Annotated in this window: 14 protein-coding genes; 13 read left to right on the plus strand and 1 reads right to left on the minus strand. The window is 65.6% G+C overall.

What is annotated here, in order from left to right; translation table 11 throughout:
• The first annotated feature begins 1 nt into the window (after nt 1).
• From VIM95_RS08060 to VIM95_RS08115, 12 genes are all read left to right on the plus strand, one after another.
• Nucleotides 2–1,378, plus strand: coding sequence for a UDP-N-acetylmuramoyl-tripeptide--D-alanyl-D-alanine ligase (locus VIM95_RS08060; protein ID WP_331984521.1), 1,377 nt, complete (start codon nt 2–4; stop codon nt 1,376–1,378).
• A gap of 1 nt (nt 1,379) precedes the next feature.
• Nucleotides 1,380–2,465, plus strand: coding sequence for a phospho-N-acetylmuramoyl-pentapeptide-transferase (gene mraY, locus VIM95_RS08065; RefSeq protein WP_331984522.1), 1,086 nt, complete (start codon nt 1,380–1,382; stop codon nt 2,463–2,465).
• A 14-nt stretch (nt 2,466–2,479) separates the two neighbouring features.
• Nucleotides 2,480–3,853, plus strand: a complete 1,374-nt coding sequence (gene murD / locus VIM95_RS08070; protein ID WP_331984523.1) for a UDP-N-acetylmuramoyl-L-alanine--D-glutamate ligase — start codon at nt 2,480–2,482, stop codon at nt 3,851–3,853.
• Between the two features lie 10 nt (nt 3,854–3,863).
• Nucleotides 3,864–5,024 carry a putative lipid II flippase FtsW gene (gene ftsW, locus VIM95_RS08075; protein ID WP_414648498.1) on the plus strand — a complete coding sequence of 387 codons (1,161 nt, stop codon included), beginning with the start codon at nt 3,864–3,866 and terminating at the stop codon, nt 5,022–5,024.
• Nucleotides 5,025–5,133: 109 nt separating this feature from the next.
• A complete protein-coding gene (gene murG / locus VIM95_RS08080; protein ID WP_331984525.1) occupies nt 5,134–6,204 on the plus strand; it encodes an undecaprenyldiphospho-muramoylpentapeptide beta-N-acetylglucosaminyltransferase in 1,071 nt (356 codons plus the stop codon).
• Entirely contained in the window at nt 6,201–7,595 is a 1,395-nt protein-coding gene (gene murC, locus VIM95_RS08085; protein WP_331984526.1) for a UDP-N-acetylmuramate--L-alanine ligase, read from the plus strand. The genes murG and murC overlap by 4 nt, the downstream gene beginning before the upstream one ends.
• Nucleotides 7,592–8,518 (plus strand): D-alanine--D-alanine ligase, encoded by a 927-nt coding sequence (locus tag VIM95_RS08090; protein WP_331984527.1) that lies wholly within the window; start codon nt 7,592–7,594, stop codon nt 8,516–8,518. The genes murC and VIM95_RS08090 overlap by 4 nt, the downstream gene beginning before the upstream one ends.
• Nucleotides 8,519–8,524: 6 nt before the next feature.
• On the plus strand, nt 8,525–9,256 hold the full coding sequence (locus VIM95_RS08095) for a cell division protein FtsQ/DivIB (RefSeq protein WP_331984528.1): 732 nt from the start codon (nt 8,525–8,527) through the stop codon (nt 9,254–9,256).
• 60 nt (nt 9,257–9,316) lie between these two features.
• Nucleotides 9,317–10,555 carry a cell division protein FtsA gene (gene ftsA, locus VIM95_RS08100; RefSeq protein WP_331984529.1) on the plus strand — a complete coding sequence of 413 codons (1,239 nt, stop codon included), beginning with the start codon at nt 9,317–9,319 and terminating at the stop codon, nt 10,553–10,555.
• A gap of 90 nt (nt 10,556–10,645) precedes the next feature.
• Nucleotides 10,646–11,827, plus strand: coding sequence for a cell division protein FtsZ (ftsZ, locus tag VIM95_RS08105; protein ID WP_331984530.1), 1,182 nt, complete (start codon nt 10,646–10,648; stop codon nt 11,825–11,827).
• Nucleotides 11,828–12,062: 235 nt separating this feature from the next.
• Nucleotides 12,063–12,977 carry a UDP-3-O-acyl-N-acetylglucosamine deacetylase gene (gene lpxC, locus VIM95_RS08110; protein ID WP_331984532.1) on the plus strand — a complete coding sequence of 305 codons (915 nt, stop codon included), beginning with the start codon at nt 12,063–12,065 and terminating at the stop codon, nt 12,975–12,977.
• Between the two features lie 6 nt (nt 12,978–12,983).
• Nucleotides 12,984–13,166 carry a hypothetical protein gene (locus VIM95_RS08115; protein ID WP_331984531.1) on the plus strand — a complete coding sequence of 61 codons (183 nt, stop codon included), beginning with the start codon at nt 12,984–12,986 and terminating at the stop codon, nt 13,164–13,166.
• 35 nt (nt 13,167–13,201) lie between these two features.
• Here VIM95_RS08115 and VIM95_RS08120 read toward each other — a convergent pair whose 3' ends face one another.
• Nucleotides 13,202–14,110, minus strand: a complete 909-nt coding sequence (locus VIM95_RS08120; RefSeq protein ID WP_331984534.1) for a LysR substrate-binding domain-containing protein — start codon at nt 14,108–14,110, stop codon at nt 13,202–13,204.
• A 127-nt stretch (nt 14,111–14,237) separates the two neighbouring features.
• On the opposite strand from VIM95_RS08120, the gene VIM95_RS23370 reads away from it, so the two are divergent.
• Nucleotides 14,238–14,404, plus strand: a 167-nt coding sequence (locus VIM95_RS23370; protein WP_414648499.1) for a PAS domain-containing protein, incomplete at its 3' end; no start/stop codon positions are given.

The raw sequence follows: 14,404 nt of genomic DNA on the forward strand, positions 1-14,404 counted from the left end.
CATGCTGAGCCTCGCTGCCGCCGCGACCGCCCTTAACGCCACCCTGCGTGGCGAAGGCTCGGTCGCGTTCGCGCGCGTGGGCACCGACAGCCGGGACGTACGCCCTGGCGATCTGTTCGTCGCACTGCCGGGCGAGCGCTTCGACGGCCACGATTTTGTGGCGGCCGTACTGGCACGGGGCGCCGTCGGCGCGCTGGTGCAGCGGGGCCACCCGGCGCTGGCCGGCCTGCCGCCGGATGCCCCGCTGATCGAGGTCGACGACACCTTGGCCGCACTAGGCAAGTTGGCGGCATTCTGGCGCCGTCGCTTCAGCCTGCCCCTGGTCGCCCTGACTGGCTCCAGCGGCAAGACCACGGTCAAGGAAATGATTGCCGCAGTGCTGCGCCAGCATGTTGGCGCCGAGGCCGTCCTCGCCACCAGTGGCAACCTCAACAACCATATCGGCGTACCGCTGATGCTGCTGCGCCTGCGCGAGCAGCACCGCTATGCGGTGATCGAGATGGGCATGAACCATTTCGGCGAGATCGCCTACCTCAGCCAACTGGCGGCGCCTACGGTGGCCCTGGTCAACAATGCCGGTACCGCCCATATCGAGTATCTGGGCTCGCGCGCCGGCATTGCCCAGGCCAAGGGCGAGATCTTCGAGAGCCTGGGCGACCACGCTCACGCCATCATCAATCTCGATGACGACTTCGCCGACTACTGGCAGAGCCTCAACCAGAGCCGGCCGAGGCTGGGCTTTGGCCTGCAGCAGGGCGAAATCCAGGCACGTGCGCTCGTGAGTGAACCGCTATCGAGCCGCTTTACCCTGGTCACGCCCAGTGGTGAGGCCGTAGTCACCCTGCCGGCACCCGGCCTGCACAATGTCCGCAATGCCTTGGCCGCCGCTGCCGCCTGCCACGCCCTGGGCCTTGATGTCGCCGCCATCGCCGAGGGCCTGGCCCACTATGCCGGCGCCAAGGGCCGTTTGCAGCAGCAACGTGCCGCCTGCGGTGCGCTGCTGATCGACGACACCTACAACGCCAACCCCGATTCCATGCATGCCGCCATGGACGTGCTGGCCGCCCTGCCGGCGCCGCGCTTCCTGGTACTGGGCGATATCGGCGAGATCGACGAGGTGGCCGAGCGCCACGCCGAGCTGGGCCGTTACGCCCGCAGCAAGGGTCTGGACACGCTGTACGCCACCGGCCAGGGCATGCGCCACGCGGTCGACGCCTTCGGCGTCGGTGGCCACTGGTTCGCCAGCCACGCCGAACTGGTCGCCGCACTGGCGCCCAAGCTGAGCGCTGGCGCCGCCGTGCTGGTCAAGGGATCGCGCTTCATGCGCATGGAACAAGTCGTCGCGGCCCTGGCCGCGACAGAAAGCAAAGGAGCCTGACGTGCTGCTATGGCTCGCTAATCTGCTCGGTGAAAACGTCCGGGCCTTCAACGTCTTCAACTACATCACCCTGCGTACCGTGCTGGCCACGATGACGGCGCTGCTGATCAGCTTTGTGCTCGGCCCCTGGGTGATCCGCCGGCTGACCGCGCTCAAGGTCGGCCAGGCTGTGCGTGACGATGGTCCGCAGACCCACCTCGTGAAGGCTGGCACGCCCACCATGGGCGGCACGCTGATCCTGTTGTCGATCGGCCTGACCACGCTCTTGTGGTCCGACCTCAGCAATAAGTACGTCTGGCTGGTACTGGGCGTGACCATGCTCACCGGCATCATCGGCTTCGTCGATGACTACAAGAAGGTGGCGCTGAAGAACCCCAAGGGTCTGAGCAGCAGGCAGAAGCTGATCTGGCAGTCGGTGATCGCCATCGCTGCCGGCAGCTATCTGGCCAATACCGCCACCCTGCCGGCCAATACCGAATTCATCGTGCCCTTCTTCAAGCACATCGCCTACCCCTTCGGCGGGCTGGGCTTCATGGTATTGACCTATTTCGTGATCGTCGGCACCTCCAACGCGGTCAACCTTACCGATGGACTCGATGGCCTCGCCATCCTGCCGACCGTGATGGTCGCGGGCGCCCTGGCGATCTTCGCCTACGTGGCCGGTAACGCCAAATTTGCCGGCTACCTTCTGCTGCCACATATCCCCGGTGCCGGCGAGCTGGCCGTGTTCTGTGCCGCCATGGGCGGCGCGGGCCTGGGCTTTCTGTGGTTCAACGCCTACCCGGCCGAAGTCTTCATGGGCGACGTCGGTGCGCTGGCGCTGGGCGCCGCACTGGGTACCGTGGCCGTGATCGTCCGCCAGGAAATCGTGCTCTTCATCATGGGCGGCGTGTTCGTGATGGAAGCCCTGTCGGTGATGATCCAGGTCGCCAGCTTCAAGCTGACCGGCAAGCGGGTGTTCCGCATGGCCCCGCTACACCACCACTACGAGCTCAAGGGCTGGAAAGAGACCCAGGTCGTGGTCCGCTTCTGGATCATCACCATGCTGCTGGTACTGGCGGGTCTCGCCACCCTGAAATTGCGCTGAGGAGACAGAGGCAGATGGAAGTCGCAGGCAAGCACATTACCGTCGTCGGGCTCGGCATCACCGGCCTGTCTGCCGCCCGTTGGCTGGTGCGCCACGGCGCCCGCGTGACGGTGGCCGACAGCCGTACCGAGCCGCCCGGTCTGGCCGAGCTGCGCGCTGCCCTGCCCGAGCTGCCCATCAAGCTGGGTCCGTTTAGCGAGGCCACCTTTGCCGGTGCCGAACTGCTGGTCGCCAGCCCCGGTGTGCCGCTGGCCGATCCGGCCATCGCCGCCGTGCTTGACCGTGGCATCGAAGTGATCGGCGACATCGAGCTGTTTGCCCGCGCCCGGAAATTCCGTTCGGCCAAGTCCAAGGTGATCGCGATCACCGGCTCCAACGGCAAATCCACCGTCACCAGCATGGTGGGGGCCATGTGCGAGGCCGCCGGCCTGACCACCATCGTGGCCGGCAACATCGGCCTGCCGGTGCTCGACGCCCTGACCGAGATCGAGACCGAGGCGCGGCCGCGCCCGGATGTGTGGGTGCTGGAACTGTCGAGCTTCCAGCTCGAGACCACCCATAGCCTGACGCCGGATGCCGCCACGGTGCTCAACGTCAGCGAGGACCACCTCGACCGCTACGACAGCATGCTGCACTACGCCATCGCCAAGGCCCGCGTCTTTGAAGGCCTGGGCGCCATGGTGCTGAACCGCGAGGACGGCTACTGCCGCGGCATGACCCGGCCCGGCCGGCAGGTGTTCTGGTTCGGCCTCGACGCCCCGCGCACGCCCACCGAGTATGGCCTGCGCAAAGTGGGCGACGACCATGAGCTGGTCTGCGGTGACTTCACCCTGATGCTGGCCAGCGAGTTGCCACTGGCAGGTTTGCACAACGCCGCCAACGCCCTGGCTGCGCTGGCGCTGACCCGTGCCATCGGCCTGCCCACCCTGCCGCTGGTGAGCGCACTCAAGCGCTTCAAGGGTCTGCCGCACCGGGTCGAGTTCGTCGCCCGCATCAAGGACGTCAGCTACTACGACGACTCCAAGGGCACCAATGTCGGCGCCACCGAGGCCGCCCTCAAGGGCATGACCCAACCGGTGATCCTGATCGCCGGTGGCGACGGCAAGGGTCAGGACTTCGGTCCGCTGGCCGACGCCTGCCGCGGCAAGTGCCGCGCCGTGGTGCTGATCGGCCGCGACGGCCCGCAGATCCGCGCGGCCCTGGCCGGCACCGGCATCAAGCTGATCGACGCCGGCAGCATGGAAGAAGCGGTACGCCTGTCGGCCGCGGAGGCCCAGGCCGGCGACGTGGTGCTGATGTCGCCCGCCTGCGCCAGCCTCGATATGTTCAAGAACTACAGTCACCGCGCGGAAGTCTTCATCGCCGCGGTGCGAGCCCTGGAGGCATAAGGCAGTGAAGCTGTTCTATCAGGCCCTCAAGCGCCGCCCCACCATGCTCGGCTACGACCAGTCCCTGGTCTGGGCCGTGCTGGTGCTGCTCGCCATCGGCCTGGTCATGGTCTATTCGGCCTCCATCGCCGCCGCAGAGGTGGACAAGGACACAGGTTTCCGCTCGACCTACTTCCTGGTACGCCACTGCATCTTCCTGGTGATCGGCTTTACCGCCGCCTTCGTCACCTTCCAGATCCCCATCCGGGTCTGGCAGCAGTACGCGCCCTATCTTTTCCTGCTCGGCACCGGTCTTTTGGTACTGGTGCTGATCCCGCACGTGGGCCGCGAGGTCAACGGCTCCAAGCGCTGGCTGAGTCTCTTTGTGGTCAACTTCCAGCCCTCCGAGGCCATGAAGTTCTTCGTGGTGCTGTATGCCGCCGACTACACGGTGCGCAAAGCTGCCTACATGCACAGCCTGGTGAAGGGCTTCTTCCCCATGTTCGTGGTCATGCTGGTCACCGGCGTGCTGCTGCTGTCCGAACCGGACTTCGGTGCGCTGTCGGTGATCACCGCCATCGCCATGGGTACCCTCTTCCTGGGTGGCTTCGACTGGCGTTTGTTCGCTGGCCTGGTGGTGATGCTGGTGCTCGGTTTTATTGGGTTTATTTTGATCTCGCCCTACCGTATGGCGCGGGTGATCGGCTTTATGGACCCCTGGAAGGACCCCTACGGCAAGGGCTATCAGCTCAGCCACAGCCTGATCGCCTTCGGCCGCGGCGAGTGGACCGGGGTCGGCCTGGGCGGATCGGTGGAGAAACTCAGCTACCTGCCCGAGGCCCATACCGACTTCCTGATGGCCATCATTGCCGAGGAGTTCGGCTTTGTCGGCGTCACCCTGGTGGTACTGCTGTTCGGTTGGGTGGTGTTCCGCGCCTTTGCCATCGGCATGCAGGCCGCCAAACTGGAACGCTACTACTCTGCCCTGGTCGCCCAGGGCATCGGCATCTGGCTGGGCGTGCAGACTGTCATCAACGTCGGCGTGAACATGGGCATCCTGCCCACCAAGGGCCTGACCCTGCCACTCCTGTCCTTCGGTGGTTCCGGCATCCTCGCCAACCTGATCGCCCTGGCCGTGCTGCTGCGGGTGGATTGGGAAAACCGCCAGATGATGCGGGGGTACACCGTATGAGTACCTTCATCGTCCTCATGCGGGCAACGGTTTCGCCGCAGGCAGAACCGGCAAGGTCGGCGCAGCCGGCGGGCGGCGTGCAGCGCCGCATGATGCGGGGGTACACGGTATGAGTAACAACCGTACCCTCATGGTCATGGCCGGTGGCACCGGTGGACATATCTTCCCGGCCCTGGCGGTAGCCAAGGAAATGCAGGCGCGCGGCTGGCAGATCGTCTGGCTGGGTGCGCGCGGCAAGATGGAAGCCGAGCTGGTGCCGCGCCATGGCATCCGCATCGAGCTCCTGCCCATAGGTGGCGTGCGTGGCCAGGGCCTCGCGCGCAAGCTGGTGCAGCCGCTGGAGCAGGCACGCGCGCTCATGCTGGCGGTAGCCGCCATCGTGCACTACCGGCCGGATGCCCTGATCGGCTTTGGCGGCTTTACCGGCTTCCCCGGTGGCCTCGCCGGCGCGCTGCTGTGGAAGCCGCTGATCGTGCACGAACAGAACTCGGTCGCCGGCCTGACCAACAAGGTCTTGTCGCACCTGGCCCGCCGCGTGCTGTCTGCCTTCCCCAGTGCCTTCCAGGGCAAGGCCGAGCTGGTGGGCAACCCGGTGCGGCCCGATATCGCCAGCCTGCCCACGCCGGCCGAACGCTATGCCGGCCGCAGCGGTCCGCTGCGCCTGCTGGTGGTGGGTGGCAGCCTGGGCGCGGCCGCGCTCAACGAGGTGGTGCCCAAGGCGCTGGCCCTGCTCGACCCAGCCGAGCGGCCGCAGGTGCTGCACCAAGCCGGCCAGAAGCAGATCGAGGCGCTGCGCGAGAACTACCGCGCCGCCCAGGTCGAGGGGGACTGCCAGCCTTTTATCGAAGACATGGCGCGCGCCTATGGCGAGGCCGACCTGGTGATCTGCCGTGCCGGCGCCCTGACCGTGGCTGAGCTGGCCGCAGCCGGCGCGCCCGCCATCCTGGTGCCCTTCCCGCATGCTGTGGACGACCACCAGACCGGCAATGCCGCCTACCTCGCCGAGGCCGGTGCCGCCATCCTGATCCAGCAGCACGAGCTGACCGCCGACTGGCTGGCGCAGCGTCTGCGGGAGTTGAACCGAGACCGCCTCCTGGCCATGGCCGAGGCAGCAAGAACACGGGCTTTGCCCAATGCGACGAAGGTCGTGGCCGACATCGTCGAGGAAGTCGCACTATGAAACACAAGGTCAAACGCATTCACTTCGTGGGCATCGGCGGTGCCGGCATGAGCGCCATCGCCGAGGTCCTGGTGACCCAGGGCTTCGAGGTCAGCGGGAGCGACCTCGCCGAGGGCGCCAGCACCCAGCGGCTGCGTGCCGCCGGAGCGACCATTGCCATCGGCCATGCCGCCGCCAATGTGGCGAACGCCCAGGTAGTGGTCACCTCCACCGCGGTACGTGGCGACAACCCCGAGGTATTGGCCGCCCGCGAGCTGGGTGTGCCGGTGATCCCGCGCGCCATGATGTTGGCCGAACTGATGCGCTTCCGGCATGGCATTGCCGTGGCCGGCACACACGGTAAGACCACCACCACCAGCCTGATCGCCTCCATCCTGGTGGAAGCCGGGCTGGACCCCAGCTATGTGATCGGCGGCAAGCTCAATGCCGCCGGTGGCAATGCCAAGGCCGGCCATGGCGAGTACATCGTGGTCGAGGCGGACGAATCGGATGCCTCCTTCCTGATGCTGCAGCCCATGCTGGCGGTGATCACCAATATCGATGCCGACCATATGGACACCTATGGCCACGATTTCGAGCGGCTCAAGCAGGCCTTCCTCGATTTTCTCGGCCACCTGCCTTTCTATGGCCGTGCCGCCGTCTGCATCGACGACCCGAATATCCGTGCCATCCTGCCGCAGGTCACCAAGCCGGTGACCACCTACGGGGTCAGCGCGGACGCCACCCTGCGGGCCGAGAACATCGAAGCCCTGCCGGGCGGCCGCATGCGCTACACCGCGGTGTGGAAGAACGGTGTGGAGAGCCGCTTGGCGATCGAGCTGAACGCGGCCGGCCACCACAATGTGCTCAACAGCCTGGCGGCAATCGCCATCTGCCTGGAAGTGGGCGCCGCCGAGGCCGCCATCCAGAAGGCGCTGAGCGAATTCGGCGGCGTGGGCCGGCGCTTCCAACGTTATGGCGAGGCCAGCCTGCCCGGCGGTGGTACCGCCCTGGTGATCGACGACTACGGCCACCACCCGGTGGAGATGGCCGCCACCTTGGCTGCCGTACGCGGCGCCTACCCCAACAACCGCTTGCTGCTGGCCTTCCAGCCACACCGCTATAGCCGCACCCGCGACTGCTTCGAGGACTTCGCCCGGGTCCTCTCGACCGTGGACGCGCTGGTGCTGACCGAGGTCTACGCCGCCGGCGAGGCGCCCATCGTGGCTGCCGACGGCCGCGCCCTGAGCCGCGCCGTGCGCGTGCAGGGCAAGGTCGAGCCGCTGTTCGTGGAAGACATCAACGCGCTGCCCGCCGCCGTGCTGGCGCATGCGCAAGCCGGTGACGTGATCGTGACGATGGGCGCAGGCTCCATCGGCGCCGTACCGGCCAAATTGGTAGCAAAGTCATGAAGCAATACGGAAAAGTCGCCGTCGTCATGGGTGGCACCTCCTCGGAACGCGACGTCTCGCTGATGAGCGGCGCAGGCGTGCTGCAAGCGCTGCAGAGCCGCGGCGTGGATGCGCACGCCTTCGATCCCAAGACCCAGCCGCTGTCCGAGCTCAAGGCACAGGGCTTCGATCGCGCCTTTTTGATCCTGCACGGCCCCTTTGGCGAGGACGGCACGGTACAGGGCGCGCTGGAAGTCATGGGCATCCCCTACACCGGCTGCGGCGTGATGGCCTCGGCCATCGGCCTCGACAAGCTGCGCACCAAGCTGATCTGGCAGGCCCTGGGCCTGCCCATCCCGGCCTTCGAGCTGCTCGACGAAGACAGCGACTTCGCCGCCATCGAAAAGAAGCTGGGCCTGCCGCTGTTCGTCAAACCGGCCACCGAGGGTTCCAGCTTTGGCGTCAGCAAGGTCAAGGAGGCCGGTGGCCTCAAGGCGGCGTTTGAAGAAGCCCGCCGTTACGACCGGCTGGTGCTGGCCGAGACCTTTATCGGCGGCGGCGAGTACAGCGCGCCCATCATCGGCGACGCCGAGACCGGCTACACCGTGCTGCCGGCGATCAAGATCGAGCCGGCCACCGAGTTCTACGACTACCAGGCCAAGTACTTCCGCGACGACACGGTCTACCGCTGCCCCTGCGGCCTGCCGGCCGAGAAGGAAGCGGAGATTGCCAAGCTGGTGGAGAAGGCTTTCTGGGGCATAGGCGGCCGCAGCTGGGCACGGGTGGACTTCCTGATGGACGAGGCTGGCCAGCCTTACCTGCTGGAAGTGAACACCGCACCCGGCATGACCAGCCATAGCCTGTTCCCCATGGGGGCGCGGGCAGCCGGCATGAGTTACGAGGACGTGGTGCTGAAGATCCTCGACACCACGGTGAAGGAGTAAGCGAACGTGTGGGACAAGCCGCAAGCCTTGAACTGGCTCGCCAACCTGTTGATCGGGTTGGCCGTGCTCATGTTCCTGTACGCGGCGCTGCTGCTGGTGGTGCATTCGCCGCTGTTCCCGGTCCGGCAGATCCGGGTCGAGGGCAGCCTCTCGCACGTCACCCGCGAGCAGTTGCAGTACATCGTCAAGAACGAGCTCAAGGGCACCTTCTTTACGCTGGACCTGAACCGCACGCGGTCGGCCTTCGAGAAGCTGCCCTGGGTGCGCCAGGTCAGCCTGCGCCGGCGCTGGCCAGACCGGCTGGACGTGAATATCGAAGAACACGTCGCGCTGGCTCGCTGGGGCACGGTGGGCCTGGTGAATACGCTGGGCGAGCGCTTCGACGCCGCCAGCAACGACCCGCTGCCGGTGCTGGAAGGCCCGGATGGCAGCGAGGCGGAACTGGCGCGCGGTTATGTCAGCTTCCGCGACCGGCTGGCCGTGGTCAGCCGCAAGCCCAGCCATGTATGGCTGTCGGCGCGACGCGCCTGGCGGCTGGAGCTGGACCACGTACTGACGGTGGAAGTCGGTCGTGAAGATGTGGAAGCAAGGCTGGACAAGTTCATCAAGGCCTACCCCAACACCCTGGCGGTGTTGAAGCGGCCGGTGAGCTATGTGGATTTGCGTTACCCGAATGGATTCTCGGTGCGCCTGCCGGCAGGAACGGCAGCGCCCAAGGCGGGCGAGAAAGCCGCCTGACAGGACAAGCGCGCAGCCTGGCTTGCGCGCATTGAGCTAAGCAGTATGGAGAAATACACGGTGAACAAACCGAACACAACGAAGAACCTGCTGGTCGGCCTCGACATCGGTACCTCGAAGATCGTGGCGCTGGTGGCCGAAGTGCTGCCCGATGGCCGCATGGACATCATCGGCCTCGGCCAGGCGCCCTCCAAAGGGCTGAAGAAGGGCGTGGTGGTGAACATCGAATCCACCGTCGGCGCCATCCAGCGGGCCCTGGAAGAAGCGGAGCTGATGGCGGACTGCAAGATCCGCGAAGTGCTGACCGGCATTGCCGGCAGCCATATCCGCAGCTTCAACTCGCACGGCATGGTGGCGATCAAGGACAAGGAGGTCACCCAGGCCGACGTCGACCGGGTGATCGAGACCGCGCGCGCGGTCAATATCCCGACCGAGCACCAGATCCTGCACATCCTGACCCAGGAATTCATCATCGACGGGCAGGAAGACGTGAAGGAGCCGCTGGGCATGAGCGGCGTGCGGCTCGAGGTCAAGGTACACATCGTCACCGGCGCCATCTCGGCGGCGCAGAACATCACCAAGTGCGTGCGCCGCTGCGGCCTGGAGATGAACGACCTGATCCTGCAGCCCCTGGCGTCGGCCATGTCGGTGCTGTCCGAGGACGAGAAGGAACTGGGCGTCTGCCTGATCGATATCGGTGGCGGCACTACCGATATCGCCGTGTTCTGCGACGGTGCGATCCGCCATACCGCGGTCATACCCATCGCCGGTGACCAGATCACCAACGATATCGCCATGGCGCTGCGCACCCCGACCAAGGAGGCCGAGGACATCAAGCGCGCGCACGGCATCGCCCTGCGCCAGCTGGCCGACCCGCAGCAAAGCATCGAGGTCCCCGGCGTGGGTGAGCGCGGCCCGCGCCAGCTCAACCGCCAGACCCTGGCAGAGGTGATCGAGCCGCGGGTCGAGGAACTGTACAGCCTGGTGCAGGCCGAACTGCGCCGCTCCGGCTTCGAGGAGCGGCTGTCCAGCGGCATCGTGATTACCGGTGGCTCGGCCCAGATGCAGGGCATGGTCGAGCTGGGCGAAGAAGTATTCCATCTTCCGGTGCGCTTGGGGGTTCCCAAGTACGTCGGCGGGTTGGCCGAAGTCGTGAAGAATCCACGTTTCTCCACGGCTGTAGGCCTGCTCTTGCTGGGCAAGCAACAAGCCCAGCGCAATGGTTTGAAGACGATGCAGGGTGCCAGTATCGGCAGCCTGATCGATCGGATGAAAACGTGGTTTCAAGGCAATTTCTAGGAGCCTCGCCCCGTCGTTTCCAGCGTGAGGAACGGCCAGGCGACGCAGGTTTTGGATTTTTGAGTTAGTTCGGGCAAAGAGGAGAGAGCAATGCCTATTTCGTTTCTGGAAGCAGCGCAGGACATCGTCCCGGTCGCCAGAATCAAGGTGATCGGCGTGGGTGGCTGCGGCGGCAACGCCGTGGACCACATGATTGACGCCGGCGTCACCGGCGTGGAGTTCATCTGCGCCAATACCGACGCGCAAGCGCTCAAGCGCAACCGCGCCGACAACGTGGTGCAGCTGGGCAGCACCCTGACCAAGGGTCTGGGCGCGGGTGCCAACCCCGAGGTCGGCCGCGCCGCCGCCGAGGAAGACCGCGCCCGCATCGCCGACATGATCGACGGTGCGGACATGATCTTCATCACCGCCGGCATGGGTGGTGGCACCGGTACCGGCGCCGCCCCCATCGTGGCCGAGATCGCCCGTGAAAAGGGCATCCTGACCGTGGGCGTGGTGACCCGTCCCTTCGCCTTCGAAGGCAAGCGTCAGAAGGCTGCGCAGGCCGGTATCGACGAGCTGCAGAAGTATGTCGACTCGCTGATCATCATCCCCAACGAGCGTCTGATGCAGGTGCTGGGTGACGACGTCTCGTTCAAGGATGCCTTCAAGGCTGCCGACGACGTGCTCAAGGGCGCGGTTGCCGGTATCGCCGAGATCATCAACGTCCCCGGCCTCGTCAACGTCGACTTTGCCGACGTGAAGGCCGTGATGACCGAGATGGGCATGGCCATGATGGGTTCGGCCGTGGCCTCGGGCATGGATCGCGCCCGCGTCGCCGCCGAAGCGGCTGTCGCCAGCCCCTTGCTGGAAGACATCAGCCTCAACGGTGCCCGTGGCGTGCTGGTGAACATCACCGCCGACTACAGCCTGAAGATGCGCGAAGTCCACGAAGTCATGGACACCGTCAAGGCCTACACCGCCGAAGACGCCCGCATCATCTTCGGTACCGCCTTCGACGAGAACATGGGCGACCAGATCCGCGTGACTCTGGTGGCCACCGGTCTGGGCGGCCGTGAAGCCAAGAAGATGCCGAACCTGCATGTGGTTCAGCGCACCGGTACCGACGATATGCCCGGCGGCGTGGACTACGAGCAGTTCGACCAACCGGCGGTGTTCCGTAACCGCAATCGTGCAGGCACGGTCGGCGCCGCGGTGGAATCGCCGCGCGGCACCGTGTTCGCCGGTGGCGACATGGACATCCCGGCCTTCCTGCGCAAGCAGGCGGACTGAGCGGCCTAGCCGCCCGCGTAGCGAGCGCCCAGGTGGGCGCAACCCGTCCGCCGTACATCGGGTACGGCGCGGCAGGTTGCCGCCCGGCGCCGGGGACTTGTTACGATGGCAGCACAGCCACGGCGACCCGGCCTGACATATAGGCTAAGGTCGTCATAGCAAGGTTCAATCGAGAACGATTTTGCGATATGGCAAAATCGGAGGCTGACTGTCCCTGAAGGTATTGCCGTCCATGATCTACCAACGCACCTTGAAAGAGCCGATCCGCGCGGTCGGTGTGGGCCTGCACTCGGGCGAGAAGGTCGAACTGACCCTCTCACCGGCTGCTGCCGACACCGGCATCGTGTTCCGGCGCGCTGACCTGCCCGGACAGCCCAGCTTCAAGGTCGGTCCGGAGCTGGTCAACGACACCCGACTCTCTTCCACATTGGTCAAAGACAATGTGCGGGTGGCGACCATCGAGCACCTGATGTCGGCCTTTGCGGGCCTGGGCATCGACAATGTGCTGGTGGATGTGACCGCTTCGGAAATGCCCATCATGGATGGCAGTGCCGCGCCCTTCCTCTACCTCTTGCAGCAAGCCGGGGTAAAGGAGCAGAAGCCGGCCCACAAGCGCTATGTGCGCGTACTCAAGCCGGTGGAAGCAGTCGAGGGCGACAAGTGGGTACGCCTCAGCCCGCACGAGGGCTACAAGGTCAGCCTGACCATCGAATTCAAGCACCCGGCCTTTCAGAAGTCGGCCCAGACGGTGGAGCTGGACTTCGCCGAGACCTCCTATATCAAGGAAGTGGCACGCGCCCGCACCTTCGGCTTCATGCATGAGGTCGAGTACATGCGCACCAACAACCTCGGTCAGGGCGGCAGCATGGAAAACGCCATCGTGCTCGACGAGTACAAGGTGCTCAACCAGGGCGGCCTGCGCTTCGAAGATGAATTCGTGCGCCACAAGGTGCTCGACGCCATCGGCGACCTCTATATCCTCGGCTACCCCCTGATCGCCTCGTTCGAAGGCTTCAAGTCCGGCCACGCCATGAACAACAAGCTGCTACGTGCGCTGCTGGCCGACCCGGAAGCCTGGGAATACGTGACCTTCCATTCGGCCGACGACGCCCCGGCCGCCTTCCACCGCTACGTCCCCGCCAATATCTAAGGGACCATGTTCGCGCTACTGCGCTTCCTGTTTGTGCTGCTGGTCCTGCTCTGGGGGCTCTGCCTCTGGCAGGAGAAGCGCACCGGCGACCGCTTCTGGCGCCGTGCGCGCGGCTGGCTGCTGCGCTTTACCGGCGTACTGCTGCTGATTATCGTGGTCGGGCTCTTTGTCGAGCGGCTGACGACTTAAGCAGCGCCACCCGCCAGACAGCCCGTAACTGTCTCTTATCGTGAATGCGCACGACTATGCTCGCGCGCCACGATCAGAAAGTTCTGGGTTGCTTCCGAAATCCCCGAGCCGCGCCGCCAGGCGATGCCGATCTCCAGCTTGGGCATCTCCTCCAGGATGTTGCGCACCTCCAGCCGATCGCCGTCCAAGGACCACGGCCGGTACAAGAGGTCAGGCAGGATGGAGAGGCCGGCCCCGGTCGCCACCAGTGAGCGCACCGCCTCCACCGACTCAGTCCTGAGGGCCATCTTGGGCTTGAGCCCGGCCGCCCGCCACCAGGCGCGGGTATTCTCTTCCAGCTCGTCCACTTTGAGCATGATCAGCGCCTCGTCGCCGATCTCGGCCAGCGAGATGCTGCCCAGTTCGCGCAAGGGATGATTGGCCGGCAGCCATAGCCGCCAGGGCGCCTCGATCAGCGTCTCCGCCTCCAGCGCCTGTTTGTTCTCGATATTGGAGACCATCATCAGCGCCACATCGAGCTCACCGTTCACGAGCAGATGCTCGAGATAGTCGCGCCTGTCCTCCACCACCTGGATCTGTACCTTGGGGAAGACCCGCCGGTAACGGTCCAGCAGATAGGGCAGGAAGTAGCCGGTCATCAGCGGCGTCACCCCGACATTGAGGCTGCCGACCATGGTATCCGGTCGGGCCGACAGGGCCTGCTGGGCGTTGCGCACCGCCGCCAGGATCTGGTGGGCATGGCGCAGGAACTGGTGACCGGCATGGGTCAGCACCATGCCACGGGCGTGGCGCTGGAACAGGATGGCACCGAGCTCGGCCTCGAGCGACTTGATCGCCTCCGTCACCACCGACTGCGAAATATTCAATGACTGGGTCGCGCCGGTAATGGACTCGGCTTCGGCCACGGCAATGAAGTAACGGATGCTCTTGAGCGAGAGGCTCATGGGCGGCAAGGGGTGGATGCAGACGCCGCACTCTAGCACAGCGCACGCAGGCACCCCCGGCCCACCAAGGCAGTAGCAACGGCAGAAGTGCCCTATAACAACAGAGCAGCAGCGCGAGGAGGAAGGCATGGCCGATCCAGGACCAGCCCAGGACCAGGCGGCGTTCTTTCGCCACCTAGTGGAGGAAGCCGCCGATGGCGTCTGGGTGATCGACGCCGACAGCCGCACGACCTATATGAACACCCGCATGGCCGGCATGCTGGGTGGAGAGGCGCGCGCCCTGCACGGCGCGCC

The sequence above is a fragment of the Chitinimonas sp. genome (assembly GCF_036568685.1).
Classification (GTDB): Bacteria; Pseudomonadota; Gammaproteobacteria; order Burkholderiales; family Chitinimonadaceae; genus Chitinimonas.

Bases quoted from the DNA above. Each gene is read 5' to 3' on its own strand.
- murG (WP_331984525.1), top strand. From the start codon at position 5,134: ATGAGTAACAACCGTACCCTCATGGTCATGGCCGGTGGCACCGGTGGA.
- VIM95_RS08090 (WP_331984527.1), top strand. From the start codon at position 7,592: ATGAAGCAATACGGAAAAGTCGCCGTCGTCATGGGTGGCACCTCCTCG.
- murC (WP_331984526.1), top strand. From the start codon at position 6,201: ATGAAACACAAGGTCAAACGCATTCACTTCGTGGGCATCGGCGGTGCC.
- VIM95_RS08120 (WP_331984534.1), bottom strand. From the start codon at position 14,110: ATGAGCCTCTCGCTCAAGAGCATCCGTTACTTCATTGCCGTGGCCGAA.
- VIM95_RS08060 (WP_331984521.1), top strand. From the start codon at position 2: ATGCTGAGCCTCGCTGCCGCCGCGACCGCCCTTAACGCCACCCTGCGT.
- murD (WP_331984523.1), top strand. From the start codon at position 2,480: ATGGAAGTCGCAGGCAAGCACATTACCGTCGTCGGGCTCGGCATCACC.
- VIM95_RS08115 (WP_331984531.1), top strand. From the start codon at position 12,984: ATGTTCGCGCTACTGCGCTTCCTGTTTGTGCTGCTGGTCCTGCTCTGG.
- ftsZ (WP_331984530.1), top strand. From the start codon at position 10,646: ATGCCTATTTCGTTTCTGGAAGCAGCGCAGGACATCGTCCCGGTCGCC.